This is a genomic window from Gracilibacillus sp. D59, from assembly GCF_052246695.1.
In the GTDB taxonomy this organism is placed as follows: Bacteria; Bacillota; Bacilli; order Bacillales; family Amphibacillaceae; genus Gracilibacillus.
Window position 1 is genome coordinate 223,538 of sequence record NZ_JBQQCK010000003.1, and the last position, 26,669, is coordinate 250,206.

20 protein-coding genes are annotated in these 26,669 nt (G+C 36.5%); 17 read left to right on the plus strand and 3 right to left on the minus strand.

All coding sequences use genetic code 11. The features are described 5' to 3' along the window. Nucleotides 1-24: 24 nt before the first annotated feature. The 6 genes from ACTWP4_RS07320 (at nucleotide 25) to pelA (ending at nucleotide 12,370) form a co-directional block, all read left to right on the plus strand. Entirely contained in the window at nucleotides 25-1,227 is a 1,203-nt protein-coding gene (locus ACTWP4_RS07320) for a quaternary amine ABC transporter ATP-binding protein (RefSeq protein WP_443128106.1), read from the plus strand. Beyond that, a complete protein-coding gene (locus ACTWP4_RS07325) occupies nucleotides 1,224-2,054 on the plus strand; it encodes an ABC transporter permease (protein WP_443128107.1) in 831 nt (276 codons plus the stop codon). Before ACTWP4_RS07320 ends, ACTWP4_RS07325 begins: the two co-directional genes overlap by 4 nt. A gap of 53 nt (nucleotides 2,055-2,107) precedes the next feature. Then, nucleotides 2,108-2,986, plus strand: a complete 879-nt coding sequence (locus tag ACTWP4_RS07330) for a glycine betaine ABC transporter substrate-binding protein (protein ID WP_443128108.1) — start codon at nucleotides 2,108-2,110, stop codon at nucleotides 2,984-2,986. A gap of 905 nt (nucleotides 2,987-3,891) precedes the next feature. Continuing rightward, complete coding sequence (locus ACTWP4_RS07335; protein ID WP_443128109.1) at nucleotides 3,892-5,592, plus strand: CocE/NonD family hydrolase; 1,701 nt, start codon at nucleotides 3,892-3,894, stop codon at nucleotides 5,590-5,592. A gap of 73 nt (nucleotides 5,593-5,665) precedes the next feature. Beyond that, entirely contained in the window at nucleotides 5,666-6,535 is an 870-nt protein-coding gene (locus ACTWP4_RS07340; RefSeq protein ID WP_443128110.1) for a DMT family transporter, read from the plus strand. Between the two features lie 618 nt (nucleotides 6,536-7,153). Next, a complete protein-coding gene (gene pelA / locus ACTWP4_RS07345; protein WP_443128111.1) occupies nucleotides 7,154-12,370 on the plus strand; it encodes a pectate lyase in 5,217 nt (1,738 codons plus the stop codon). Nucleotides 12,371-12,540: 170 nt separating this feature from the next. Here the strand turns inward: pelA and ACTWP4_RS07350 are convergent, their stop codons facing one another. Next, nucleotides 12,541-12,978: a YndM family protein gene (locus ACTWP4_RS07350; protein WP_443128112.1), complete on the minus strand. Its 438-nt coding sequence runs from the start codon at nucleotides 12,976-12,978 to the stop codon at nucleotides 12,541-12,543. 425 nt (nucleotides 12,979-13,403) lie between these two features. Here ACTWP4_RS07350 and sppA point away from each other — a divergent pair, with 425 nt between their 5' ends. From sppA to ACTWP4_RS07365, 3 genes are all read left to right on the plus strand, one after another. Further along, nucleotides 13,404-14,405 (plus strand): signal peptide peptidase SppA, encoded by a 1,002-nt coding sequence (sppA, locus tag ACTWP4_RS07355; RefSeq protein WP_443128113.1) that lies wholly within the window; start codon nucleotides 13,404-13,406, stop codon nucleotides 14,403-14,405. Nucleotides 14,406-14,417: 12 nt separating this feature from the next. Next, nucleotides 14,418-14,882: an RDD family protein gene (locus ACTWP4_RS07360; protein WP_443128114.1), complete on the plus strand. Its 465-nt coding sequence runs from the start codon at nucleotides 14,418-14,420 to the stop codon at nucleotides 14,880-14,882. 154 nt (nucleotides 14,883-15,036) lie between these two features. Then, on the plus strand, nucleotides 15,037-15,228 hold the full coding sequence (locus ACTWP4_RS07365; RefSeq protein ID WP_443128115.1) for a CBM96 family carbohydrate-binding protein: 192 nt from the start codon (nucleotides 15,037-15,039) through the stop codon (nucleotides 15,226-15,228). A gap of 93 nt (nucleotides 15,229-15,321) precedes the next feature. Here ACTWP4_RS07365 and ACTWP4_RS07370 read toward each other — a convergent pair whose 3' ends face one another. Then, nucleotides 15,322-16,395: a response regulator transcription factor gene (locus ACTWP4_RS07370; protein ID WP_443128116.1), complete on the minus strand. Its 1,074-nt coding sequence runs from the start codon at nucleotides 16,393-16,395 to the stop codon at nucleotides 15,322-15,324. Then, nucleotides 16,380-18,200 (minus strand): sensor histidine kinase, encoded by a 1,821-nt coding sequence (locus ACTWP4_RS07375; protein WP_443128117.1) that lies wholly within the window; start codon nucleotides 18,198-18,200, stop codon nucleotides 16,380-16,382. Before ACTWP4_RS07375 ends, ACTWP4_RS07370 begins: the two co-directional genes overlap by 16 nt. Nucleotides 18,201-18,365: 165 nt before the next feature. On the opposite strand from ACTWP4_RS07375, the gene ACTWP4_RS07380 reads away from it, so the two are divergent. From ACTWP4_RS07380 to nagA, 8 genes are all read left to right on the plus strand, one after another. After that, on the plus strand, nucleotides 18,366-19,712 hold the full coding sequence (locus ACTWP4_RS07380; protein ID WP_443128118.1) for an ABC transporter substrate-binding protein: 1,347 nt from the start codon (nucleotides 18,366-18,368) through the stop codon (nucleotides 19,710-19,712). Between the two features lie 23 nt (nucleotides 19,713-19,735). Continuing rightward, a complete protein-coding gene (locus ACTWP4_RS07385) occupies nucleotides 19,736-20,686 on the plus strand; it encodes a carbohydrate ABC transporter permease (RefSeq protein WP_443128119.1) in 951 nt (316 codons plus the stop codon). A 32-nt stretch (nucleotides 20,687-20,718) separates the two neighbouring features. Continuing rightward, nucleotides 20,719-21,552, plus strand: coding sequence for a carbohydrate ABC transporter permease (locus ACTWP4_RS07390; protein WP_443128120.1), 834 nt, complete (start codon nucleotides 20,719-20,721; stop codon nucleotides 21,550-21,552). Between the two features lie 109 nt (nucleotides 21,553-21,661). Then, nucleotides 21,662-22,525 carry a sugar phosphate isomerase/epimerase family protein gene (locus ACTWP4_RS07395; RefSeq protein ID WP_443128121.1) on the plus strand — a complete coding sequence of 288 codons (864 nt, stop codon included), beginning with the start codon at nucleotides 21,662-21,664 and terminating at the stop codon, nucleotides 22,523-22,525. Nucleotides 22,526-22,550: 25 nt separating this feature from the next. After that, on the plus strand, nucleotides 22,551-23,561 hold the full coding sequence (locus tag ACTWP4_RS07400; protein ID WP_443128122.1) for a Gfo/Idh/MocA family protein: 1,011 nt from the start codon (nucleotides 22,551-22,553) through the stop codon (nucleotides 23,559-23,561). Nucleotides 23,562-23,600: 39 nt separating this feature from the next. Continuing rightward, nucleotides 23,601-24,623 carry a Gfo/Idh/MocA family protein gene (locus tag ACTWP4_RS07405; RefSeq protein ID WP_443128123.1) on the plus strand — a complete coding sequence of 341 codons (1,023 nt, stop codon included), beginning with the start codon at nucleotides 23,601-23,603 and terminating at the stop codon, nucleotides 24,621-24,623. A 20-nt stretch (nucleotides 24,624-24,643) separates the two neighbouring features. Next, nucleotides 24,644-25,405, plus strand: a complete 762-nt coding sequence (locus ACTWP4_RS07410) for a glucosamine-6-phosphate deaminase (protein WP_443128124.1) — start codon at nucleotides 24,644-24,646, stop codon at nucleotides 25,403-25,405. Beyond that, complete coding sequence (gene nagA / locus ACTWP4_RS07415; protein ID WP_443128125.1) at nucleotides 25,395-26,561, plus strand: N-acetylglucosamine-6-phosphate deacetylase; 1,167 nt, start codon at nucleotides 25,395-25,397, stop codon at nucleotides 26,559-26,561. The genes ACTWP4_RS07410 and nagA overlap by 11 nt, the downstream gene beginning before the upstream one ends. Nucleotides 26,562-26,669: the final 108 nt, after the last annotated feature.

A 26,669-nucleotide genomic window follows, 5' to 3' on the forward strand; every position in this document is an offset into this window, starting at 1 on the left:
GACGATAAGGATAGGAGAATGTTGATGAATAAGATTGAAGTAAATAATCTGACGAAAATCTTTGGTTCTCATCCACAACAAGGTCTCAAACGCTTAAAAAATGGCGAACAAAAAAGTGAAATCCTTGAAAAGACTGGGATGACAGTTGGTGTTAACCAAGCATCATTTACAGTAAAACCGGGAGAAATCTTCGTTATTATGGGCCTTTCTGGAAGTGGTAAATCAACATTAATACGATTGATCAATCGGTTGATTGAACCAACAGATGGAGAAGTGTTAATCGATGGAGAAGACATTACCCAAATGGATAAAAATACGCTAATTGACACTAGACGTAAGAAATTAGGGATGGTCTTCCAAAAATTTGGTTTATTACCCCATAAAACAATATTGAACAATGTCGCTTATGGATTAGAACTCCAAGGTATTAGTAAACAAGAACGAGAGCAAAAAGCGTTAGAAACAATTAAGGATGTTGGGCTGAATGGTTATGAGGATAGCTATCCGAGTCAATTAAGTGGTGGGATGCAGCAGCGTGTTGGAATTGCACGTGCACTTGCCAATGATACAGATATTCTTTTAATGGATGAAGCGTTCAGTGCGTTAGACCCGATCATTCGTAAAGAAATGCAAGATGAACTGTTGAAGATTCAAAATAAATTAGATAAAACGGTATTATTCATTACCCATGATTTAGATGAAGCATTAAAGCTTGGTGACCGTATTGCGATCATGAAGGACGGAAGAATTGTACAAATTGGAACATCAGAAGAGATTTTAGAAAATCCAGCGAATGATTATGTCTCCAACTTTGTTAAAGATGTCGACCGTTCCAAAGTGTTAGAAGCTTCTCATGTCATGAAAAAACCAGAAGTTTTATTAACATACAAAGATGGACCACGTGTTGCGGTAAGAAAGATGGAAGAAGCAGGCGTTTCCAGTATCTTTGTTACCGATAAAGAAAAGAATTTTAAAGGTTTGATTACGATTGATGATGCAGTAAAGGCCTATCAAAACAAAATTCCAATGGAAGAAGTACTCATTACCGATAATATCCATTCCACTTCTCCAACCACACCATTAAATGACTTAATTGGTATTGCGGCAGATGTCAAATATCCAATTGTCGTTGAAGAAGATGGAAAACTGTTAGGAATTATTTCACGTGTGTCGATCCTTTCGGGATTAGTGCTTGGGAAAGAGAAAGATGAGGTGGAATTAACATGAACTATTTCGACTTTCCATTAGAAGAATGGACAAATGATTTTGTTAATGGATGGTTACTACCAGTCATGGGTGGTTTCTTTGATAGTATCAGTGTGCCACTTAGCGCTTTTATCGAAGGTGTAACCAATTTAATCATTGCGATTCCTCCTGAGATCATCGCAATTCTGTTGATATTATTAGCATGGAAACTTGCAGGAAAAGGAACGGCTTTGTTTACCTTAATCGGTTGTCTTTACATTGGTTCTGTTGATTTATGGGCAGAAACCATGCAAACCGTTGCGATTGTCATTGTCTCGACGATTATCTCCGTTATTTTTGGAGTGCCTGTTGGGATATTAAGTGCTAAAAGTAGTGTGATAGATAAAATTGTCCGTCCAATATTGGACTTTATGCAAACATTACCGATTTTCGTCTATTTAATTCCATCGATTCTATTATTTGGACTTGGTGGTGTGCCAGCTGTTATTGCAACATTCGTATTCGCTGCCCCACCTGCAGTAAGAATGACTCGATTAGGAATTTTACAAGTGCCTGGAGAAGTAGTAGAGGCATCAAAAGCATTTGGTTCAACTTCGAAACAATTACTATTTAAAGTGCAGTTACCACTTGCTATACCAACAATTATGGCTGGTGTAAACCAAACGATTATGTTAGCCCTATCGATGGCTGTTGTTGCTTCAATGATTGGTGCACCAGGACTTGGTTCAATTGTATTATCAGGGATTTCAACTGTTAACGTTGGTCTCGGTTTAATTGGTGGTTTAGCCATTGTTGTGATCGCGATTATTCTTGACCGAATCACACAAGGTATTGGAAATAAACTATAAAACTCTCTGTGTTGGAACATGCACAGGGCAAAAAATTAAAGAGGAGAGTTAAAATGAAAAAAGTAGTATTAAGTATGATGACAGCATTACTAGTAATGTTTATCGTTGGCTGTTCCCAACAAAATGAAGAAACGAGTGAAAATGAAGCAGGTGCAGAAGAGAAACCAACCATTACACTAGGTGTAACACCATGGACAAGTACAGTACCTCCTACAGAAATTGCTCAAATCATTTTGGAAGATATGGGTTATACTGTAGAACAAACACAAGCAGACGCAGGTAGTACTTACATTGGACTATCACGTGGCGATATTGATGTATTTATGGATGGATGGTTCCCAGTTCATGATGTCTATATCGAAAAATATGGTGAAACTATTGAAGAAACAGCAGTTAGTTATTCAGATGCCGATTCTGGTTTAGTTGTTCCAAGCTATATGGAAGATGTCAATTCCATCGAAGATCTTAAAGGCATGGAAGCTGATTTCGATAATGAGTTATATGGTATTGAAGAAGGTGCGAGTGTAACGAAGAAGATCGACGGATTAATCGAAACTTATGAACTTGATATGAAGCAAGTAAATTCCTCTGAAGGTGGAATGATTGCACAAGCAATGCGTAAAATGGAAAGTGAAAAGCCAGTAGTTTTCTACGGTTGGAGACCACACACGATGTTTAACAAATTCGATATTAAAATGTTAGAAGACCCTAAAGGTGTGTTTGAGTCAGCGACTGTTAAAGTAATTACAAATAAAGAACTACAAAAATCTGCTCCAGACGCATATAAATTCTTAAGCAATTGGAGTATCCCACTTGATGAAGTGGAAGAAATGATTGTAAAAATTGAAGAAGAAGAAATCCCTAAAGAAGAAGTAGCACAAGAGTGGATTGACAACCATCAAGATAAAGTAAATGAAATGCTAGGTAAATAAGCAAAAACAAGCGTCTGTGTTGACCGAGTCAGCACAGACCTGGTTTGTATAGGATTCATTTTGTCATTTTTAGCGAGCAACTCTCAATTATATGCTTTATAAAGGATTCAGGCAGTAAGTAGGGGGGTGGATCCCGATAATATACTTTTTAAAAGGATTCACGCAGAAAAAGGGAGGGTGAATCCCGATAATATGCTTTTTTAAAGGACTCGCGCAGCAAAATAGAGAGTGAATCCCGATAATATGCTTTTTTAAAGGATTCACGCAGCAAAAGAGAAAGTGAATCCCGATAATATGGACTTTAAAAGGATTCACGCAGCAAAAGAGAGAGTGAATCCCGATAATATGGATTTTAAAAGGATTCACGCAGCAAAAGAGAGAGTGAATCCCGATAATATGGATTTTAAAAGGATTCACGCAGAAAAAGGGAGGGTGAATCCCGATAATATGTATTTTTAAAGGATTCGCGCAGCAAAAGAGAGAGTGAATCCCGATTACATGGATTTTAAAAGGATTCACGCAGCAAAAGAGAGAGTGAATCCCGATAATATGCTTTTTTAAAGGACTCGCGCCGCAAAAGAGAGAGCGAATCCCGATAATATGCTTTTTTAAAGGACTCGCGCCGCAAAAGAGAGAGCGAATCCCGATAATATGCTTTTTAAAAGGATTCACGCAGCAAAAGAGAAAGTGAATCCCGATAATATGCTTTTTAAAAGGATTCACGCAGAAAAAGGGAGGGTGAATCCCGATAATATGGATTTTAAAAGGATTCACGCAGAAAAAGGGAGGGTGAATCCCGATAATATGGATTTTTAAAGGACTCACGCTGCAAAAGTGAGAACAAATCCCGATTATACGTTAAGTTCTGCTATTTTTATGTTAATTCGTTCGAAAGGAAGATTAATATGACAAAAACCAATCAAGTGTTGGTCGAAAGAGAAGTTCCTTGTACCTTAAGAGACGGGATAATATTATATGCGAATATCTATCGGCCGCAAGCCGGTGGAAACTATCCTGTGTTATTAACTCGTTTGCCGTATAATAAAAATCTTCCAGACTTTTCACATAGATGGATCGATCCGATTCGCACGGCGATGCAAGGCTATATTGTTATTATTCAAGATGTTCGAGGTCGTTTTGCATCTGAAGGTGAGTTTGAACCTTTTGCTCAAGAGGTAGAAGATGGATATGACACCGTCGAATGGGCTGCAAGCTTACCATACTCTAATGGCAAAGTAGGCATGTTTGGCTTATCTTACTATGCATTCACCCAATTATATGCACTAGTAAAGCAGCCACCTGCGCTAAAAGCAATTTTCCCTGCCATGACAGGAAATATTTTCAAGGAGCCTTTTGGGGGAAATGGCGTACTCGCTTTAGCTTCAGCAGAAACGTGGATGCTTGACTCTGTAGCGCCAGATTATTTAAAAAGAAAGCTAAGTAGAGAAGATTATTCAGAAGCGATCAAAAAGCTTACTAATGACCTTAATCAGATTGAAGAATGGCACAAATATACGCCTATTAAAGAGTTACCAGCAGTGGTGAAACACCCAGTACTACACGACATCTATCGCAAATATATCGATCAAGAATTTATTAAGAAAGCAATCACAAAAATAGATGGAAAAAATGTTTCTGATTTTATGAACATTCCAGCTTATCACCTTGCTGGCTGGTATGATAACTTCTTAAGTCAAACGCTTTTGAATTATGAACAGATGCGAGCATACAATCCAGATCAAAAATTAATCATTGGTCCATGGGGACACGGAATGGTTGGTTCTGACTTAGGAGACCGTTCCTTTGGGGTGGATAGTTCAGCACATTCGATTGAAGGCAAATATGATCTTACTTCACTTCATGTTAAATGGTTTAATCACTGGTTGAAAGAAGGTAACGCAACACTTCAAGATGACGAAGATCCTGTCAAAATTTTTGTTATGGGGATTAATCAATGGCGTTCCGAAAAGGAATGGCCACTTCAGCGTACGGCATATACAAACTATTATTTGCATAGCAGTGGTCAAGCAAATAGTAAGTCTGGGACATTAACTACTACTGCTCCTGCAAATGAGCCAAGCGATCAGTTTTCACATGATCCGGCCAATCCGGTACCAACTCATGGTGGTGGAACATTATTTTATAATGGTAGAAATGCGGGTCCACGTGATCAAAGAGAAATCGAACAACGAGAGGATGTAGTCGTTTATACTACTCCGCCATTAAAAAAAGCCTTAGAAGTAACTGGCACAGCAAAAGTTATCTTATGGGCGTCCACAGATGCCATTGATACAGACTTCACAGCAAAATTAGTTGATGTTTTTCCTGATGGAACAGCGTATAATCTAGCAGATGGTATTGTTCGAGACAATTATCAAAACAGTGAAATGATGTGCTATGAAATAGAACTAAATCCAACAAGTAATGTATTTTTACCAGGTCATTCAATCCGGATTGATATTGCATCTAGCGATTTCCCACGATATGACGTGAATCCTGGTACTGGTAAAACAACATTAGATACGGTAGAAATGGTAAAGGCAAAACAAACTTTATTTCATCAAACAGAATATCCATCACATGTTATTTTGCCAGTTATACCTTGAATAATGGCAAGGATGTATCCTTACGAAATTATAATTTGAAAAAATATATGAGTTTAGAAAAGAGGAACAAGCATTGAATAAAGGATTGTTTGCATTATTAATCGTTATAACAACAAGCTTAATGGGATCTTCGTTTGCAATTGGAAAGATCGGATTAAATTATATATCACCTTTACTGTTAGTCGGTTTGCGTTTTACACTGGCAGGTCTATTAATGGGGATAATGGTTCGAGTATTCAAGCGGAGTCACCCGAGTACGCTACGAGAATGGATTCACATTATGGTTATTGGCTTGTTCCAAACGGCTGGAGTGATGGGCTTTATCTTTATCAGTATGAGAACGATAACGGCTGGCGAGTCATCTATCTTAACATTCACAAATCCATTACTTGTTGTTATCTTCGGAACATTGTTTTTAGGAACGAAATATCATTGGATACAATGGTTAGGTGTTGTCATTGGATTTGTAGGTGTATTTATTACGTTAGGAGCTAATTTAGATGTTCAGCAAATTGGTACTATACTAGGTTTCTTAAGTGCGGTTTCTTGGGCGATTGCAACATTGTTGATGAATAGATGGGGATCAACTCTTGATGTATGGGTAGTAACTGCCTATCAAATGCTAACTGGTGGACTCTTGTTATTGTTAGCAAGTGCTTTCTTTGAACAAGTTGAAATAGTTATTACATCAAGCTCGATTTTAATCGTATTATGGTTAGCAATTATGGCATCGATTGTGCAATTTGCTGTATGGTTTTTCCTATTGCAGAAAGAGAATCCTGGTAAGGTAAGTTCGTTTTTATTTCTGGCCCCGCTCTTCGGTGTCCTCTTTGGTTGGCTTCTGTTAGATGAACAATTGCATATCTCCACATTAATAGGCGGATCGATTATATTAGTTGGCATTTATCTTGTGAACAGACCACAAAGTAGAATCCAAGAATAGAACAATAAAAACAGTGCATGGATAGATATGGGTGTGTATCTAGCAGTCGTAAACAACTAGACATTTTTATCACGGTGCTAATCGTCCGTAAACCCCCCACTTCAAGGATCAAGTAAATCAAAGATAAGTTTAGGGATAACGGACGCTAACACCCTGATAAGTTTCACTAACCATCAGTGGAGAGGCAAAAACCCCCACTGATGGAAGTCTCACTTTATGATGCTCACCTACTCATCCATTTGCTCTTCAAGTAGTTTTGCAATCGATCTTAAGTAATCTAGCATTAATAATAGAATTGAGTTAAAAATCCTAGTTATATGGTTATAATCATTACATTATTTTCATACTCACTAGATCTGATGTTTTGAAAATACTATATCTTTTTTCTTATTTCTAATATATTGATTATATTTTTTTGAAAAGTCCTTTTATATAATGTGAACTATCCAACTAAAACAAAGACTTTAAAAATGAAAAGGCTTCCATCAAGAAGGTTGCCACTTGCTTACTTTAAGGAGGTGATACAGACAAAAAATCTCTTATTAAGAAGTAACGAGTTGCACCAAGAATTACATATGTGTAGGTAGTAATTCAGTGAATATTAAAAGGAGGAAGTGGATGAAAACAGTATTTAAGATTTTTGTAACGTTTATTTTATTGCTCTCATTTATGCCAAATAGTGTTTTTTCAGGATTATCAGCAGCTACAGAAAACCTACCATCTAAACCAATAGGATTAACGGCTGAACCACATGAAAGTCAGCAGGTTGAGTTAAATTGGATTGCTGGACTTGGAAAACATATCTTGTATGTAGGTACAGGAAATCGTGCTGATGAAATGACAATGAACCACTTTGAATCACTAGGGTTCTCGATAACTTTTAAGGAAGATAAAGAAGTTATTGGAGAGGATGCGGCTTCCTATGATCTAGTATTTGTTGGTGAATCATCAAGCTCATCAAATATTGGGAATAAATTTATTGATTCTTCTGTTCCTGTTGTTTATGCAGAACCATTTGCACTGGATGATGTCCAGTTGACTGAATCCACCTCCGGATCTTTTGGAAGCTATGAGGATCAAGATTCAATAAATATCAAAGCAAGTGAACATCCTTTAGCTGCAGGATTAAGTGGTACCGTCAAAGTTTATAATAAGGCTGGTAAAATTAATTATGCTACACCAGGTGAAGAGGCAATTACCATTGCTACTGCAGCTGATGATGATAGTAAAGCAACCATTTTTGCCTATGAAAAAGGTGCAAACAATGTAAATGGAGATCCAGTTCCTGCACGTCAAGTTGCCACGTTTTTATTTGCTGGCCAAGAAGAATATATGACAGAAGCAGGCTGGAAATTACTTGATCAATCCGTTATGTGGGCGCTAGGTATGGATAATATTAATAATAATGAAACCTATACAATAAAGCGGAGCACAAAAGACGGAGGTCCTTATGAAGTTGTCGCAACAGATGTAACGGAAACGAGTTATATCGATAACGGATTAACGAATTATACGACGTATTATTATGTGATTTCTGCAGTGAATGCTGCAGGTGAAAGCGAAGATTCAGAACAAGTCAGCGTCACACCTATTGAAATACCTGATCCTCCAGCAGCACTGACAGATTTAACGGCTATTGAGAGAAATAGTCAGGTTGATTTAACTTGGAATGCTGGTGACAGAAAACAGATCTTATTTGTTGGAACAGGTATTCCAGCTGATGAAAAAACAATGAAACACATAGAGTCAATTGGTTTCGACGTAACGTTTAAGAAAGATAATGAAGTAAGTGGAGAAGATGCGGCATCCTATGATTTAGTGTTTGTTGGTGAATCCTCAGGGTCTGCCTATATTGGTACCAAATTCATGAATTCACCAACTCCTGTTGTCTATGCTGAACCATATGCCCTGGATGATGTTCATTTAAGTGAAGCGGAATCTGGATTATTTGGAAGCTACGAGAATCAGGAATCTATTACTATTAATAATAGCAATCACCCATTAGCTGCAGGATTAAGTGGTACAACTAAAGTCTACAACCAGGCTGGAAAAGTCAACTTTGGTACACCTGGAGAAGAGGCGATTACGATTGCTACTACTGCAGACGATGATGGTAAAGCAACTATTTTTGCTTATGAAAAAGGAGCAAAAAATCTAAATGGTGACCCAGTTCCTGCGCGTCAAGTAGCGACGTTCTTATTTGCTGGACAGGAAGATGTTATGACGGAAGATGGTTGGAAGTTGATTGATGCCTCCGTAAAATGGGCGCTAGGCATGGAAGATAAGTACGCTTATAAAGAAACCTATAATGTAAAGCGTAGTACGACAAAAGAAGGGCCTTATGAGACAATCGCTGAAAACATTGAGAAAACAACATTCCGTGATACAGGATTAGAAAATGGCACGAATTATTATTATGTTGTCTCAGCCGAAAACATTGGTGGGGAAGGTAATCATTCAAATGAAATAAGTGCTTTACCTGTAGCTCCATTACAAGCACCAACTGGCTTGTCCGCAAGTAATGGTAGTCAAGAGGTAACAATTAGTTGGGAATCAGTCAATGGGGCAACCTCGTACCAAGTCTTACGTAGTAAAGAAAAGGGCATATCCTATGAGGTAATTGAAAATGCAGTAACGGAAACGTCGTATACAGATACTGACTTAACAGAAGGTGAAACGTATTATTATGTGGTATCTGCTCAGAGTGAAACATCTCAAAGTGCAAACTCCGATCCTGTAAGAGGAGTTGCTATTCCGGAAAGTGGAGTTCCTGCGATACCGACTGGAATAGAAGCAACTGCTGGCGAAGGACAAGTAGTCTTAGAGTGGCCTTCTGTTAGCGGAGCTGACACATATAACATTAAGCGTGGTTCATTTGAAAGTGGTGAATATGAAGTCATTGCTACAGATGTTCCTCTTACAAGTTATCAAGATGCAGGAGTAACGAATGGTGAAACATATGATTATGTAATTTCCGCTGTAAATGAGAATGGGGAAAGCTTAGATTCTGAACCATTAGCTGTTACACCTGCTGAAGTGACGATTGTAGCAAAAGAAGGCGGAGATTTTAAAACAGTACAAGAAGCGATTGATGCTGCACCAGATAATAGTTCTAAACGTCATGTCATCTACATTAAAGATGGGGAGTATCGCGAAAAACTGACGATTCCAGAGAGCAAAACAAATCTTAGTTTTGTAGGTGAAAGTAAAGAAGGAACTGTCCTTGTATATGATGATAACGCAAACACACTAGGTCCAGATGGCAATCCATTAGGTACTTCAAAAAGTTCAAGCGTTTTTATCTATGCAGATGATTTTATTGCAAAAAACTTAACTATCGAAAATGATTCTGGTCAAGGGACAGGACAAGCGGTAGCTGCTTATGTTGCAGGAAATCGTGCATACTTTGAAAACGTTAGGTTTTTAGGTTATCAGGATACGTTGTATACACACTCTGGAAGACAGTATTATAAAGACTGCTATATTGAAGGTGATGTTGATTTCATCTTTGGTGGAGCGACAGCGGTTTTTGATAATTGTCAAATCCATAGTAATCGTGACGGTAGCATGTTGACAGCTGCAAGTACACCACAAGATATTCCGTTTGGCTATGTTTTCCTAAATTCTAAAATTACTTCAGATGAAGGGATAGAAGATGTACGTTTTGGTAGACCTTGGCGTCCATATTCAGCTGTTTCCTTTATCAATACCGAAATGGATGCTTCTATTGCTCCTGATGGTTGGGATAACTGGGGAGAACAGGCAAACGAAGAAACGGCAAGATATTCAGAATATAATAGTACAGGTCCTGGGGCAAATCCGAAAATGCGTGATCCTTGGACGAAGCAATTAACGCCGAAAGAAGCGAATCAATACACAGTTCAAAATGTGTTGAAAGGTTCAGACGGATGGAATCCAACTAGAATTGGGGTCATTCCGTTATCTGCGATTTCAGCACCGATTATTTCGCTTGAACAGGAAGACGCTATTGTAAATGAGCCAAGCTTTACTATTTCAGGTAAAGTAGACAAAGAAGCTACTGTTTCTGTAAATGGAAAGGACATACCTTTAAAACAGGACTTAAGTTTTAGTGTAACTGTTGAACTAGAATCAGGCCTAAATACGTTCACTGTAGAGGCGGTTGATGCAGAAGGTAATAAATCGGTTCCTGCTGTCTTAACAGTTGAATACGATCACGTGAAACCAGTTGTAACGGTAGATGATCCTGAAGCTGAAAAAGACGGAAATCACTATAATGTGATGTATAATCCATTCCCGATTACTGGTAAGCTTAATGAAGCAGGAAGTGTAAAGATTAATGGGGAGGAAGTAAAATCATCGGCTGATTTTACATTTAGTTCAAAGGTAGAGCTTGAACCTGGATTAAATAAGGTAACCATTACGGCTGTTGATCGTGCCGGAAATGAATCCGAACCTGTAACGCTCCAACTTGTTCCAAAAGGGAGTTCTGTACCAGACGGTCCAATAAAGATCATTAAAAGTGAGGTTACAGGCTCTAACACGGTAGAAGTAACATTCAATAGTAAGCTCAAAAACTTTGATTCAAGTGATATTGAATTACAGTTGGCAATGAATGATTGGGCAGATCTTGATCCTGGTCTTGAACCGAACGTCACTGTAGAAAGTATCTCTACAAGAGTGAACAAAGAAAAGCAAACAGTAGCGGTTATTAAAACGAAGGAGTCCTTTAACGAGGATGGAACGATTAATAAACCAACCACAGAAGATCCATTTAACATTCCATACCTAAATGCTCCTTATTATACCGGTGATAGAGCTAATGATATAAAACAAGCTGATGCACTATTAACTTGGCAAATGGATCATGGCGGATGGTATAAGAACATGGAAGATAAGTATAATCGTCCTTGGGATGGTGAAGAACCGAAGTCCGAAATGTACACGCCTGAACATGGTGAACTAGGTGTGATAGATAACAATGCAACAACAAACGAAATTCTCTTTTTAGCTCTAATGTATAACGAAACTGGTGACACTCGCTATAAAGAGTCTGTATTGAAAGGAATTAATTATTTACTTGAAGCTCAATATGATACTGGTGGCTGGCCGCAAGTATACCCTGCAAGAGGCAACTATTCGGATTACGCGACGTATAACGATAATGCGATGATTCGCGTTATGAATGTGTTAACCATGTTCTCACAAAAAGAGTATCCATTTAATACAGATATCGTTACGGATGATCTTTCGAAACAGATAGATGCGTCATTAGATCTTGGATTAGAGTATATTCTAAAATCTCAAATTACGGTAGATGGTGTATTAACGGCATGGTGTGCACAACATGATCCTGTTACGTATGAACCAATGGGAGCTCGTTCTTATGAACATCCATCCATTTCAGGTTCAGAGTCAGTCGGAATTGTACAGTATCTCATGTCATTGCCTAATCCTTCCAATGAAGTGCAGGCCGCAATTGATGGTGCCTTAAACTGGTTTGAAGAGGCTAAAGTTGAAGGGGTAAAATACGTATCAGGTGATCCTGAAGGTCAATATTTCTACCCTGATTCAACAACTAACACCTGGTACCGCTTCTATGAAATTGGCACTAATATACCAATTTTTTCAGGAAAAGATGGTGTTATCAAGCATAAGATTCTAGAAATTGAGAAGGAAAGAAGAGATGGTTACCGCTGGGCTGGGGAATGGCCACAACAATTACTGGACGTAGCGAATTCAACAGGTTATTACGAGGATCGCGTCTATGTCAAAGTAGTTGGTGAAAACTCGCAAAATGCTGTAGGTGAAACATTGGAAAAAGGAAGTTTATTTAGAGTTGAAGCTGGTATGTAATGACCATGTCTATTAAATAACCTATGTCATATATAGCCTTAGTCCAAATCGGACTAAGGCTATTTTTATTTGCATACTCTCTTGGGGCCAAGTCCCGACGGAGAAAGAAAAGAGTATATCCTTTTATGATATGTCTTGATGTAGGCTAGATAGGTTTATGTTTATATAATTTATTCATCTTTATTATTTTCAGATCGTCTTTCTCCTAACTCATCCGATATTTCTGTCTGGTATTGAAGGTTTCTATTTGCGATATTGGTATCATTAGGTAAAGTCTGATTAGCCAAATAGCGATGAAAGAACGTTTCAAACAAACCTATTCCTACTGCAGCAATCAAAGAAGCAGTAAAGACGTTATCAGCTACAGTCATACCATCAGCAAAAAAATAAATAATCATCCATGCTAAGAAAAAGTCTGCAACGGTTGCTACCGCATTATTTGTTCTTGGCAATATGAGCATGTCACCGATAAGATAAGCAGCTATTCCTAACACTGCAGTTAAAAGTAAAACCTCTCCAAAAGTCATTTCATACATTAATCCAAGAATAATATATAGAAGACCTAGAGTAGCTAAAAACTTTATCACTAAAGCTCTAAAATGTTTCATGAGTGTTCCTCCTTTTGTTTATCATGGTGTCAATCGTTCGCAAAATCCAACTGATGGAAATCTCACTTTATATTGTTGATTGCTTTTGAAAAATTATTCCTTCCTGTAATAATAGTTACTTGGAGCTTTTTCCCAACGAAACAGCATCTGGGTTCAATCATTGCTTTGTTGTGGAATCGGGTTAATTGCCATATTATGATTTAACATAACTTAAACAGGCAGAATATATAATAAACTTACCTAATCAGTTTGGAAAATCTAGAGGTAAACCTACAAGGGAAATTATGGGGAATAGTTTTCGTGCACTCAATGTATAATCAATCAACTTTAAATGTTATTTAAAAAATGTCGTTATAAATGAAACATCTATGAAGTAACGTACGTAATCATTTTAGCAGAGGAAACGAAAAAAGGAGGAATTACATATGAACAAAAAGCGCTGGATCGCTTTAGTAGTTGCAGTAGGACTATTTCTTGCTTCCATAGGTTTTCAGTTTCTAACAAGCCTGGCAACTGCTGATTATGAAACCATGTTTAATTTTCAAGATCCGGAAGATAACTTCGGCGAAAAGGTGATTGAGAAGGGATCAGGTACTAACAAAATTGCAGTACTTCATTTAAATGGAGTGATTCAAGATACAACACCAAGCACGTTAATCAACACAAATTCCTATAATCATGAACGCTTTTTAGATATGCTCGAAAAAGCTGGAGAAGATAATCGTGTTGATGGCATTATCTTACGTGTGAATACCCCTGGTGGTGGTGTAGTAGAAAGTGCAGAAATACATGATAAAATCGTAGAAATTCAAGAGCAATATAAAAAGCCAATCTATGTATCGATGGGCAATACTGCTGCATCAGGAGGGTATTATATTGCGGCACCAGCAGATAAAATTGTTGCACATAATGCTACTCTTACTGGTTCGATTGGTGTGATTATGGAAAGCTTTAATTTTGCTGAATTTGCCGATGAACATGGTATTGATTTTAATACGATTAAAAGTGGTGAATATAAGGATATCATGTCGATGTCTCGTAAAATGACAGATGATGAACGAGAGATATTGCAAACAATAATTGATGATATGTATGCTGAGTTTGTTCAAGTAATTGTAGATGGCCGCGGATTGTCAGAGGATCGTGTACGTGAATTAGGAGATGGCCGAGTATATACGGGAGCGCAAGCACAGGAAGTGAAACTAGTCGATGAACTTGGTTCGTTGGACGATACCATTGAAATGATGAGGGAAGATCATGAACTGGAAAATGCTCAAGTCATTGAATACGAACGAGGGTTGAATTTTAACCAGTGGCTAGGTGGAACTGTTCAAAGTATGCTTGGTTCGGAAACAGATTTAGTTGGTATCAAAGATTTACTACGAGAAAATAATGCACCACGTGCCATGTATCTCTATTCACAATAAGGAGGTGTCTGAATGACTGAAGAACAAATGAATTACCCTTCAACATCAACAATAAATAAACGCTATGCAGGGTTTTGGATGCGATTCTGGGCTTACCTCGTTGATTTAATTATTGTATTCAGTATTAACGGCATCTTACTTGTGCCACTTAAATTTATCAATGACGGATTTAGTATGGAATTAGGATATTGGACGATTACAGGGATTATTGGTTCCATTGTTTTTTATCTTTACTTTTTGTTGATGACTAAGTACTTTAACCAAACATTAGGTAAAATGATTTTTGGTTTAAGAGTTATTCGCGAGGATAGTCAATCACTTAGGTGGAGTGATCTCCTCTTTCGGGAAGTAGTCGGGAGATTTATTCACCGCGTGTTTTTTATCACCGTGTTTTTGTACTTGTTTGTCGCATTTGGTGCTCAGAAGCAAGGGATCCATGACATGATTGGTAATACACGAGTTGTAATTGAAGAATGATCAGATATAATAACAAGTGCCTGTCACTGTAGCGACTTTACTCGCCACTAGTAACAGGCACTTTATATGCATTCATCAAACCAAAATTTCTTGAACAGTCTGCATCAAAAAAACCAATAATATCTAATTAACTGGAATAATCGCCCAGGCTCAAGTGATTCAGACAGTTGGAACAATTGATGTCACTGGAGCAGGATGGTACAGTATTGACGTAACAAATTTTATTAATGATGAAATGGGAGATAAAATCGTGTCATTTAAATTTTCTGACGATGCCACAATGGAAAGAATTGTTAAAGTAGACAGTAAAGAGAATACGAATCCGGCTTATCTCGTTTTTCAATAAAATAGTACAAAAGCTCTCCCATTTGGTAGAGCTTTTGTATTTTCGTAAAGTAGACTCATTCCGGAAATGGAACGATTCATTGACTGATAGAAATCATTCCTGTTTAGATAGAAGCCCATCTTTTTCTACCTGCTTTCTAAATTCAATTGGTGTAAGACCATAATATTTTTTAAATGTTTTGCTAAAATGTGGATAATCAGAGAATCCCACTTTAAAGGCAATATTAGTAATATTCATTTTCGAGTCTATTATCATTTCTTTCGCTTTTGTCATTCTTAGTTTGATTAAATATTTTTTAAAACTAATGTTCATTTCTTCTTTAAAAGAACGACTAAAATAAGCTTCTGAAACTCCAATAATACCAGCTACCTCTTGTAGCGATAACTCTTCTTTTGAAAAGTTTTCCTTTATATATTTTACAGATTTCAGGATATTTTGACGTGATCCTAAATTACGAAGTCCTTTAATAGTATTTATCAAATAACTAATTTCATGTTTTGCTCTTTTAATAATCATATCCATCGTATCTGGCCATTTCATATCTTCAGGCAGACGTTGAGGAAGATTAAGGTTTCTGTTTATTAATTCGTTTTCTATATCTCTTAATAGATTTTCTAATAATTGAGAGAGAGAAAATGGATTATTTTGCAGCTTATGATGTCCTTCAATAATAGTGCTAATTTTTTCATGCGCTTTGTCTTCATTAAATTGCCAAATATATTCGATAATTTCTTTCTTATAGGTTTCAAGTAGTAGTACCCAATCATTATGTTTTGTGTAAGAAGATTCGTATTTTTTCATTTGTCTATATATATTATCTATGGTGGTGAATATTTGTTCCGGTACGATAGGTTTTAAAATAAAGTCCGAAACACCAAAACGAATGGCTTTTTGTGCATAGTTAAAATCATTATAGCCGGAAATGATGATAAACTTAATGTTCGGGTCAATTTTGTTAGCAGCTTCTATAAGTTCAAGTCCATCCATTTCGGGCATGCAAATATCTGTAATAATTAAGTCTATAGAGTGTTTCTCTAACAATTGAATAGCTTCTTTTCCATCTTCAGCAATTCCTATTACTGAAAATGCATCTTTTCTTTTTGTAAGCAGTTTTTGTAAACTTAATTGAATTACATGTTCATCATCTACAATCATGACGTTATACATGAACTTGCCTCCTCCGAATAGGGAAGTTTTATTTCAATAATGGTTCCTTTATCTTGGGTTACTTCTTTGATTTGTAATCCATATGAGGAACCGAAAGCTAAACGGATTCTTTCATGGACATTCCATAAACCAATACTTTTAGATTCTTTTTCTTTATCCTGAATGTGATCATCATTAGTACTCTTAAAAGCAAGATTATATTTTTCTTTAATGTTTGAATTGATTCCATACCCTTTATCAATAATTTGAACGATAAAGTAATCTGAATTTTTAAACGTATGAATGCCTATGTAAGAAGCTTTCATTTTATGATCTTGGTATCCGTGTAAAAAGGCATTTTCAACTAATGGTTGCAGGGATAAACGGATTATTGAAATTACCTCTAGGCATTCATCATCTATTTGTAAGTCTATTTCTAAATGCCTGTGTCTTTCCTTCTGAATCTCTAAGTATGATTTGATATGGTCAATTTCTTCTTTTAATGAAACAACCTGTCGGGCATCACCAAGATTATAACGGAACATATGTGCAAGAGACGTAGCTGTTTTACTAATGATCGTATTATCTTCTAAGATTGCATGTGAATTAATAATTTCCAGTGTGTTATAGAGAAAATGCGGATTAATTTGAGCCTGCATAGCACGAAGAGCGGATTCTTTTTGTTTAATCTGCATTTTTTGTTCTTTTAATTGAGCTAAATGGACTTCTTCATATAATCTTTTCAATTCATTAATCATTCTGTTAAAACTTCGAAATAAATTTCCGATTTCATCTTTACGTTCTTTATATTTTGTATGTTGTACTGTTAAGTCTCCTAATTCCACTTTTTTCATTAAATTTTGAAGGTAGGAAAGAGAACCAGTTAGTGACAATGAGAATCCTCCAAAAACCGAAAGAGCCACCATAATAATAATTCCACCTAAAATAATAGTGATTGTTCGTAACTCTAGTAAATGGCTAATAATTTTTTCGTGGGGGAGTTGCGCAATTAAAACCCAGTCTGTAGCCTGGAAGTGCTCATAAATAAAAATATCCTTCTCTTTGTCCTGAGTAGTAGTAAAAACGTCACTCCTATTCTTTAGATAACGATCTAATGTAGCTGATTTTACATATTCCCCAATAAGGTTGGGATTTGTATGATAAATGATTTGACCAGTATAATCCATTATCCAGACATTTGAATTCTCTATGAATAGGTTGTTACTTATATTGGAAATTTGGTTTAAGTTTATATCCACAATTAATAATGCTTCATATAAATAGGAATTATTGCTATGAATTTTTCTTGAAACGGTTATAACAGGCTGGGATCCAATTTTCTGTAATCCTATAACATTAAAGTTATCCATCTCAGTTGCCTTATTTAAAAGGGAGTAATTCCTGTTTCTAACGCGATCCATGTCAATTAATTCAGTACTATTATAGTAAGTTATCTGTCTGTTATTTTTACTTATCAGGGATATCCCAACTATGTCTGACCTTCCATCCATCATCTGTGTGAATAACTCTTGTTCAATTTGTTCTGATAAAATAAAATGTTCATATCTACTTAGTTCACGGCTGTTAATGAATCTTTGAATTTGAGAGTTGGAAATAAACGGATATGTAGAATTCTCCAAGTTAGAAATGTATAAATTTAAGTATTCATTTGTCTGCTGCATTAATTTTTTGTTTGATTGAATTGCTGCTTGTTCAATAGTAGAGGTTGAGTTTTCATACCATATGAAGCCTATTATAGAAATCGGTAAAAAAACAAAAAGAATAAAGATCCACAATAGCTTCCCTTTTATTGAATGCGCTTTCATAATTACCACTTCCATACCTTGAATTTTTTAAAAATTGTATTAGTTCTATTACTTGAGAGCAAAAAATCACAAGTAAGCAAAGAAAAACCATTCCGTATGATAGGAAAATGTTTAATAATAATAGATGTAAGCGTTATACAGAATAAAAAATAGGAGGTACAAGGAATGAAGCAACACATAAGTTTTTCTATTTTACTTTCACTAATTTTGGTAATGGTAATATTTATAGCGGGATGTTCATCTAATTTAACTACAGAAAATGATACATCAAATTCAGAGGAAGAACAAGTAACAATCAATCTTGGTTATTACTCAGGGGGGGAATCTGATGAGAAAATGCAAGAGTTAATTGATGGTTTTATGGAAAAGAACCCAGAAATTAAGGTTACTACACAGAGTGCTCCATATGGACAGTTTTTCCAGAAACTTGACACACAAATCGCTGCGGGGGAAGCGCCAGATATTTGGCTGTCAGATGGTGTATTAGTAATGAAATACGCAGAAAGAGGAGCAGTTAAGGATTTAACCGAATGGATTAATCGAGATTTGAATAAAGAAGAGTATTACGGGTTGGAATTTAACGAGGACACAAACGGAAAATACTGGGGTGTACCGCAAGGTATTCAAATCGGTGCTCTTTATTACAACAAAGATCTCTTTGATCAAGCAGGTGTAGATTATCCTAATGAGGATTGGACGTGGGAAGATTTAAAAGAAGTAGCTGCGAAATTAACTATTGACGCTTCAGATAAGAAACCAGGTGATGAAGGATTTAATAGTGATAATATCAAACAATTCGGTTTAACATTCTTCAGTATTACTGAAGGATGGTTCCCAGTTCTAAAATCATATGGCGGCGGTATCTTAAATGACTCATTGAATAAGTCTATTATTAATTCAGATGAAAACAAACAAGCATTAGAGTGGATGGTAGACGGAATGAGTCGTGGTATCATAACTGACCCTGCTGATTTAAAGAGTTTCCAGAGTTCGATGGCGGTATTTCCAAGTGGTTCAGCTGCAATGAGAATTGGGATTTACGCTCGTGTGTTAGCTGCGAACGAAGCAGGATTAAACTATGATGTCACGGTACTGCCAAAAGGTCCGGATGGGGAGAGATTTTCACCAGTAATAGCAAACTCATGGGTGATTAATGATAGTACGAGTGACAAGAAAGCAAAGGCTGCCTGGGAATGGATAAAATACTGGGCGACTGAAGATGAGGTACAAAAAGAATGGGCTGCTCTTGGGGAAGCTGTGCCAGTAAAAAAATCGGTGGCAAATTCTGAAGTATTCTTAAATGCATCTGACAAACCTGAGAATAGAGAAGCATTCTTAGAAAGTTTTGATTTTGCAGGAACACTTGATACCAATGCAGTCTGGAGTGAATGGGTAGCAAAATTTAATGAGCATGCTCAACGTGCTTTTCTTAAAGAATCGACAATCGATGAGGCTCTGGAGAATGCAGATAAAGACATTCAGGAAATCGTAGATGAATTCTATAAAGAATAATATATATGAAAGGGATTGGTAAGATGGAAAGTCAACGTGTAACTCAGACACCTACAATCCTAACAACAAAAAAACGTAAACTACTAACATATGAGGGGAGATGGGGGCTTCTGTTGGTCTCCCCTTATTTAATTCATTTCTTTGTATTTGTTGTTGGGCCATTAATAGCTTCCTTATATTTTAGTTTTTCTCAATATGATATGTTGAATCCTCCTAACTGGGCAGGATTAGAAAATTATGAAAAGTTATTTAATGAACCTTTATTTTATAAATCCCTTTGGAACACCCTATATTTTGCCATTTTATTCGTTCCAACACAGGCTTTCTTAGCTTTATTGTTAGCGGTTGCCCTAAACCAAAAACTGAAAGCATTAAAACTATATCGTATGGCACATTTTATTCCGGTTATTTCATCATGGACGGTTGTGATGTATGTTGTAGACGCTATTTTCAATCCTCGTTTTGGAATGGCGAACAACTTTTTAATTAAACTCGGTCTTGAGCCGCAACGGTGGTTAAATGATGAACAACTCGTAATACCCCTGTTAGTCATAGTAGCGGTCTGGAAAGGGGTTGGATATATGATGGTTATATATTTGGCAGGATTACAAAATGTTCCAAATGAATTATATGAAGCTGCTGAAATTGATGGCGCTGGTACGATTAAGAAATTCAAGTCGATCACACTCCCATTAATTTCACCAACTACTTTTTTAGTTATTGTTCTAAGTACGATTACAACTTTCCAAGCCTTTGAGCAGATCTATGTTATGACAGGTGGAGCTGCTGATATAACTGCAGCGGGTGGACCGAATGATGCTAGTTTAGTACTTATGCTCTATTTATACCGAGAAGGTTTTTCTTTCCTGCATATGGGGTACGCTTCGGCTATTGCTTGGATTTTGTTCATCATTTTATTTCTTTTAACACTTCTTCAGTTGTGGGGACAAAAGAAATGGGTTCATTATAATTGATCATTTTCACTAAGAGAAAGGAGTTTATGTGTATGAAGAAAGAGCGTAAGTTTTTTTCAGCAAAGGCATTAGGGTACTTCATTATTACTATTAGTGCCTTAATCATGGTCATGCCATTCGTTACTGCTTTATTTAACTCTCTTAAAACTTATGCTGAGTTTACGGCAGTTCCACCTATATGGATTCCAGAAGTGTTTCAATGGTCTAATTATGCAGAAGTGTTTAAATTAGGTAACTTTTTAGACTATACCGCGAATAGTTTTCTCGTTACGTTTTTGTCTGTATTAGGAGCGCTGCTTTCATGTTCGATGGTAGGGTTTGCGTTTGCTCGATTAGAATTCCCTTGGAAAAACATTTTATTTGTCATGGTTTTAGGAACAATGATGATACCGCCAGTCGTTATCATCATCCCTCATTTTATGATTTTTAAACAAATGAACTTACTGGATACATTAACACCTCTTTGGCTTCTGGAATGTTTAGCACAACCATTTGGGATTTTCCTAATGAGACAAGCGTTTTTGAGTATTCCAAAAGAATACGAAGAGTCTGCAAAATTAGACGGTTGTAATCCTTTTCAAACTTACTGGAGAATTTTCATGCCAATGGTAAGACCTAGTTTAGCAACAGTAGCTATATTTACCTTTATGACTAAATGGAATGAAATTCTAGCTCCTTCCATTTATTTAACATCGAATGAAAAATTCACATTGCCAATTGGAATTTTGTCATTAAGTGGGCAGTGGTTTGGAAATGAACAATATATGGTGGCTGCCGCTTTAATGAGTTTGATTCCGATTTTAATTGTGTTCTTGTTTGCAGAACGCTATTTTGTGAGTAATTTTACAAATTCTGGTATAAAGTAAAGAAGACAAGGAAACAGAAGCACAAATGTAAGATGAAGGAGAATTTTGATCCAATTAATGTTTCATAAGCTTCATCTGTTTTACATTATCTTGAAAAGGAGAAATTCATATGAAATATGCGGCTTTTAGTGGGGTGTTTATAGAATACAGTATCCAGCAGGCAATGTTTTTTTCGAAGGAATTGGGCTTTGATGGGATTGAAATTGCATGTAAAGAACCCCATTTATCTCCCTTTACTTCGCTTCAAAGAGTAAAGGAAATCAAAGAAATAGCTGATCAATTAGATCTGAAAATCCCTGTTCTAGGAGGGTATATGGGCCATTTTTCAACTTCTAGTGATAAGGAATGTGAAAAAGCATTACAAGAATTTAAGGAAATTATAGAATGGGCAAATATTCTGGATGTGGATATGATTCGTGTATTTCCAGGAGGACCTAATGCTTTTTTAGCTGAGAATTATCATTATGAAAAAGCAGCTTATTGGCTTAAGAAGTGTGTGGAAGAAGCAAAGGTTCACGGAATTAAAGTTCTACTTGAGATTCATAATATTAGTTTAATAGAAACAACTGAAAGCAGTAAAAAATTATTGAAAATGGTGGATGAGCCTGGGAATATTGGGCTGATTCACGATGCAGGAAACATGTATATCACTGACACATGTTATACAAGAGAGTCCATTCTTGAATTAAGGAACCAATTATTTCATGTTCATGTAAAGGATGAAAAGAGGATTGGAGGAGCAGGTGAACCAGGGACCTTCACGAATTTAACCAAAAATGGGATGGAACATTTTCTTCAATGTTTACTTGAAGAAGGGAAGGTCGAACATCAGCCTGTATTTGATACTTTAAGTGAAATTGGTTATGACAAGTGGATTACTTTAGAATGTGCTGCACCTTATCCTCCGAAAGAAAGATTGTTAAAAGACCTGGTAAAAGTGAAAGACATGATCAATAGAAGTACTCATTCTTAATTGGGAAAAGAAAGGAAGGAATAACGTGAAGTTTTCGATAATTGGATGCCAGCATCCACATATTAGTATATTTATTGAAGAAATGCTGGAATTAGGTCATGAGTGCATGGGTCTTTATGAAACAGAAAATGTATCACTAGCAAATTCAATAGCCAAGAAATATCAATTACAAGTTGTTAATGATATGGAATGTTTATTAGTGGATGAGGTAGAATTAGTAGGCTGTGCCAGTATAAATAACGAAAAGATAAACGTAATCGAAAAATGTGAGAAGTATGGAAAGCACGTTATGATCGATAAACCGGCTGTTACAAATCGTAGAGATTTAGTTAAATTAAAAGAAGTTATGGATAGAGAAAAGATTCAGGTCGGAATGCTTCTTACAGAGAGGTTTAGACCAGCTCTTTATACATTGAAGCAGCAAATTGATAAAGGAGAACTTGGCGACATTATTAGTATTTCAATGAGAAAACCTCATCAATTAAAGCCTTCTAAACGCCCACGTTGGCATTTTTCAAAAGAGAAATCAGGTGGGATTATTATTGATTTATTTATCCATGATATTGATTTACTTCGATGGTTAACAAGAAGTGAAATACAATCCATTTCTAGTTATATGACAAAAAATATTTGTCCAGAATACGAATCCTTTTATGATACAGCAGGACTTCAAATAGTCATGGAGAGTGGCATTAGTTCGCAATTATATGCAGACTGGCATACCCCAGATAAAAGCTGGACATGGGGGGACTGTCGTATCTTTGTAGTAGGAACTAAAGGAGTATCTGAGGTTCGTCTAGAAGGAGATCCTTTTATATCGAAAGAAGAAATACTCTTTCAAGTGAGTGATCAAAATGATTTAGCAAAAATAAACATGATTGCTGCTCCTTTGACAATTACAGCAGATTTTCTTAATCGAATTTTTTGGGCAAACAGTACATTGGGGCATCAGGATATTCTTACTGCCACAGAAGCTACCATCATTGCGGATGAACAGGCAGAAAGAATAGAACATAAGTCTTTATATGATCATTAAAGAGATTGATTGATAGGAAAATAGAAAGGATGGTACAAAATGCCAAAAACTAGATTTGCCATATTAGGTTGCGGTATTATAGCAGAAGTTCATGCAGAAGGGATTACTAAAATAGAGGAAGCAGAATTAGTTGCAGTGTATGATATAAATCCGGAAGAGGGAGAAAAATTTGCTGAAAAGTACGGGGCGGTACCGTGTAGCAATTTTGAACAAATGTTAGAGATGGAAAGTATTGACGTAGTGTGCATTTGTACACCAAGCGGTTTACATGCTAAGCAAACAATACAAATTGCCAAGGCGAAAAAACATGTGCTAGTAGAAAAACCTATGGCTATTAAACTAGAGGATATAAATCCTATGATTCAAGCATGTGAAGAAAATCAAGTATTGCTTTCTACTGTATTTCCACGACGAATGTCTCCTCAAGCTCGTTTTGCGAAAGAGTTAATTCAGAACGGAAAATTAGGGGAATTAAGTCTATGTTCAGCTTATGTCAAGCTGTATCGAAATCAAGAATATTACGACAGTGCAGGTTGGAGAGGAACATGGGAAGTAGATGGCGGAGGAGCCATGATGAATCAGGGGATCCATACTGTGGATATGCTTCAATGGTTAGTGGGCCCAGTTTCTTCACTCTACGGAAAAACGAAAGCAGTTTTACGAGATATTGAAGTGGAAGATACAGCTGCTACTCTATTGCAGTTTAAAAATGGTGCAATGGGGATTCTGGAAATTACGACAACAGCATATGAAGGAAAAGGTCAACGATTGGCCATTCACGGTGAAAAGGGAACGATTGAAATAGAAGAAGATACAATTACTAAGTTTGAAATTGAAGGTGAAGAAGTAGAACTACCGGATTTTGAAAGTTTTAATGTAATACCTGATGGACATCGCCTGCAAATCAAAGATATGGCTTTAGCTGTTCATGAAAACCGTACTCCTTATGTTCCTGGTGCAGAAGGAAGACATTCCCTTGAAATTATTCTTGGAACCTATGAATCTAGTCGACTATTAAGAGAAGTCGATTTATCAGGAAAAAGTCTAAAATATTTTGATTAAGCTGTGGAGGTGAAAAGAAGATGAGACCTATTAAATTTGAAAAAGTTGACCAGCTAAATTTACACATTTTTAATAATCGTGATGAATTGGGGAAATCTGCTGCAAAAGACGTGGCAGCAAAGATCATGGAACTGTTATCACAAAAAGACACAGTCCGAATGGTTTTTGCAGCTGCCCCATCTCAGATCGAATTTTTACAAGCGCTTGTATTTGAGGAAGAGATTGAATGGGAAAGTATCACTGCATTTCATATGGATGAATATATAGGTCTTGAAAGGGATGCTTCTCAAAAGTTTAGTGCATTTTTAAAAGAGCATATATTTGGAAGATTGAATTTTGGACAAATTCATTACATTGATAGTATGAATGACCCTCGAGAAGAATGTAGAAGGTATGTAGATCTCATTCGATCTGATCCTATCGATATTATCTGTCTGGGGATAGGAGAAAATGGCCACATCGCATTTAACGATCCACCGGTAGCGGATTTCCATGATTCAGAAAAAATGAAGGTGGTAGAGCTGGACGATGTTTGCAGACAACAACAGGTAAATGATGGTTGTTTTAATCATGTAGATGATGTACCTTCACATGCACTAACATTAACGATTCCGACAATAATGTCTGGGAAATTCCTGTATTGTATAGTTCCCGGTCAATCCAAAAAAAACGCAGTGAAAAACACGCTAACTGGTGACATCTCGACAAAATGCCCAGCATCTATTTTAAGAGAACATGCAAATTGTTATATGTATGTGGATCGTGATTCATATGACATCTAAAAAAGTATTTCAAGGTATTCACTATAAGACAAAGAAACCAATACAAGTGACATTGAATGCAGATAAGATCGAGCGAATAGAAGAGTTCGATAGTGACAGGAATGATTATCTACCCATAATTACACCAGGGTTAGTAGACCTTCAAATTAATGGTTTTAAAGGAATAGATTTCAATGCAACTTCCTTATCCAAAGAAATGATTAAAGATGTGACCAGAGCCCTTTTTGAGGAAGGTGTAACAACCTACTATCCCACAGTTATTACAAATGGGGATAAAGAAATTGAAAAGGCTGTATATGAAATTTCACAAGCTTGTAAAGAGGATGAGATGATTTCAAAAACGATTGCCGGTATACATTTGGAAGGTCCATTTATTTCTTCAGAAGATGGACCGCGGGGTGCCCATGGACAAGAGTATGTTAAAGCACCGGATTGGAAACTATTTCAGAGATGGCAAGGGGCAGCTCAAGGGAAAATTAAGTTATTAACGCTCTCTCCTGAATGGCCGAACTCCTCGGAGTTTATTCTTAAATGTATAAAAAAGGGGATTCAGATTTCAATTGGACATACTGCTGCCACCGTAGAACAAATTCAAGAAGCAGTAGAAGCAGGTGCTAGCATGTCTACTCATTTAGGAAATGGAGCACATCTTATGTTACCGCGTCACCCTAATTACATTTGGGAACAGTTAGCCCAGGATGATCTATGGACGTGTTGTATAGGTGATGGTTTTCATTTGCCAGATTCTGTTTTAAAAATAATCTTTAAATTGAAAAAAGAGAGGGCTGTATTAGTTAGTGATGCTGTATATTTAAGTGGATTAGAGCCTGGAGAGTATAACACTCACATCGGTGGTGAGGTAATCCTTACTAAAGAAGGAAAACTCCATTTATCGCATAACCCAGATTTACTTGCTGGTTCAGTTCAAATGTTAAAAGAGGGGATTAGGCATATAGTGGATGCTGGCATATGTTCATTTGCAGAAGCGTGGGAAGCCGCATCTCTCCATCCTTCCCGCTTAATGAATTTGGCTTCAAAGTTCGGATTAGAAGAAAATGCACCAGCAGACTTGGTACTGTTGAAACAAGATTCAGACCTAAAAATAAGTCATACGTTGAAAAATGGTCAAATAGTTTTTGAAGGAAAGTATAAATGATATAGAAAAAGGTTATTAATAGTAATTAATTTGGAGTGCAAAAGTCCTGTATGTACAGCTACTTATACAAATGTTGTAATAGATTTAGGGTTTCTATGGGATTGCTTA

Coding starts and splice junctions, on each gene's coding strand:
- ACTWP4_RS07320 (WP_443128106.1), top strand. CDS start 25: ATGAATAAGATTGAAGTAAATAATCTGACGAAAATCTTTGGTTCTCAT.
- ACTWP4_RS07325 (WP_443128107.1), top strand. CDS start 1,224: ATGAACTATTTCGACTTTCCATTAGAAGAATGGACAAATGATTTTGTT.
- ACTWP4_RS07330 (WP_443128108.1), top strand. CDS start 2,108: ATGAAAAAAGTAGTATTAAGTATGATGACAGCATTACTAGTAATGTTT.
- ACTWP4_RS07335 (WP_443128109.1), top strand. CDS start 3,892: ATGACAAAAACCAATCAAGTGTTGGTCGAAAGAGAAGTTCCTTGTACC.
- pelA (WP_443128111.1), top strand. CDS start 7,154: ATGAAAACAGTATTTAAGATTTTTGTAACGTTTATTTTATTGCTCTCA.
- ACTWP4_RS07350 (WP_443128112.1), bottom strand. CDS start 12,978: ATGAAACATTTTAGAGCTTTAGTGATAAAGTTTTTAGCTACTCTAGGT.
- sppA (WP_443128113.1), top strand. CDS start 13,404: ATGAACAAAAAGCGCTGGATCGCTTTAGTAGTTGCAGTAGGACTATTT.
- ACTWP4_RS07360 (WP_443128114.1), top strand. CDS start 14,418: ATGACTGAAGAACAAATGAATTACCCTTCAACATCAACAATAAATAAA.
- ACTWP4_RS07370 (WP_443128116.1), bottom strand. CDS start 16,395: ATGTATAACGTCATGATTGTAGATGATGAACATGTAATTCAATTAAGT.
- ACTWP4_RS07375 (WP_443128117.1), bottom strand. CDS start 18,200: ATGAAAGCGCATTCAATAAAAGGGAAGCTATTGTGGATCTTTATTCTT.
- ACTWP4_RS07380 (WP_443128118.1), top strand. CDS start 18,366: ATGAAGCAACACATAAGTTTTTCTATTTTACTTTCACTAATTTTGGTA.
- ACTWP4_RS07385 (WP_443128119.1), top strand. CDS start 19,736: ATGGAAAGTCAACGTGTAACTCAGACACCTACAATCCTAACAACAAAA.
- ACTWP4_RS07390 (WP_443128120.1), top strand. CDS start 20,719: ATGAAGAAAGAGCGTAAGTTTTTTTCAGCAAAGGCATTAGGGTACTTC.
- ACTWP4_RS07395 (WP_443128121.1), top strand. CDS start 21,662: ATGAAATATGCGGCTTTTAGTGGGGTGTTTATAGAATACAGTATCCAG.
- ACTWP4_RS07405 (WP_443128123.1), top strand. CDS start 23,601: ATGCCAAAAACTAGATTTGCCATATTAGGTTGCGGTATTATAGCAGAA.
- ACTWP4_RS07410 (WP_443128124.1), top strand. CDS start 24,644: ATGAGACCTATTAAATTTGAAAAAGTTGACCAGCTAAATTTACACATT.
- nagA (WP_443128125.1), top strand. CDS start 25,395: ATGACATCTAAAAAAGTATTTCAAGGTATTCACTATAAGACAAAGAAA.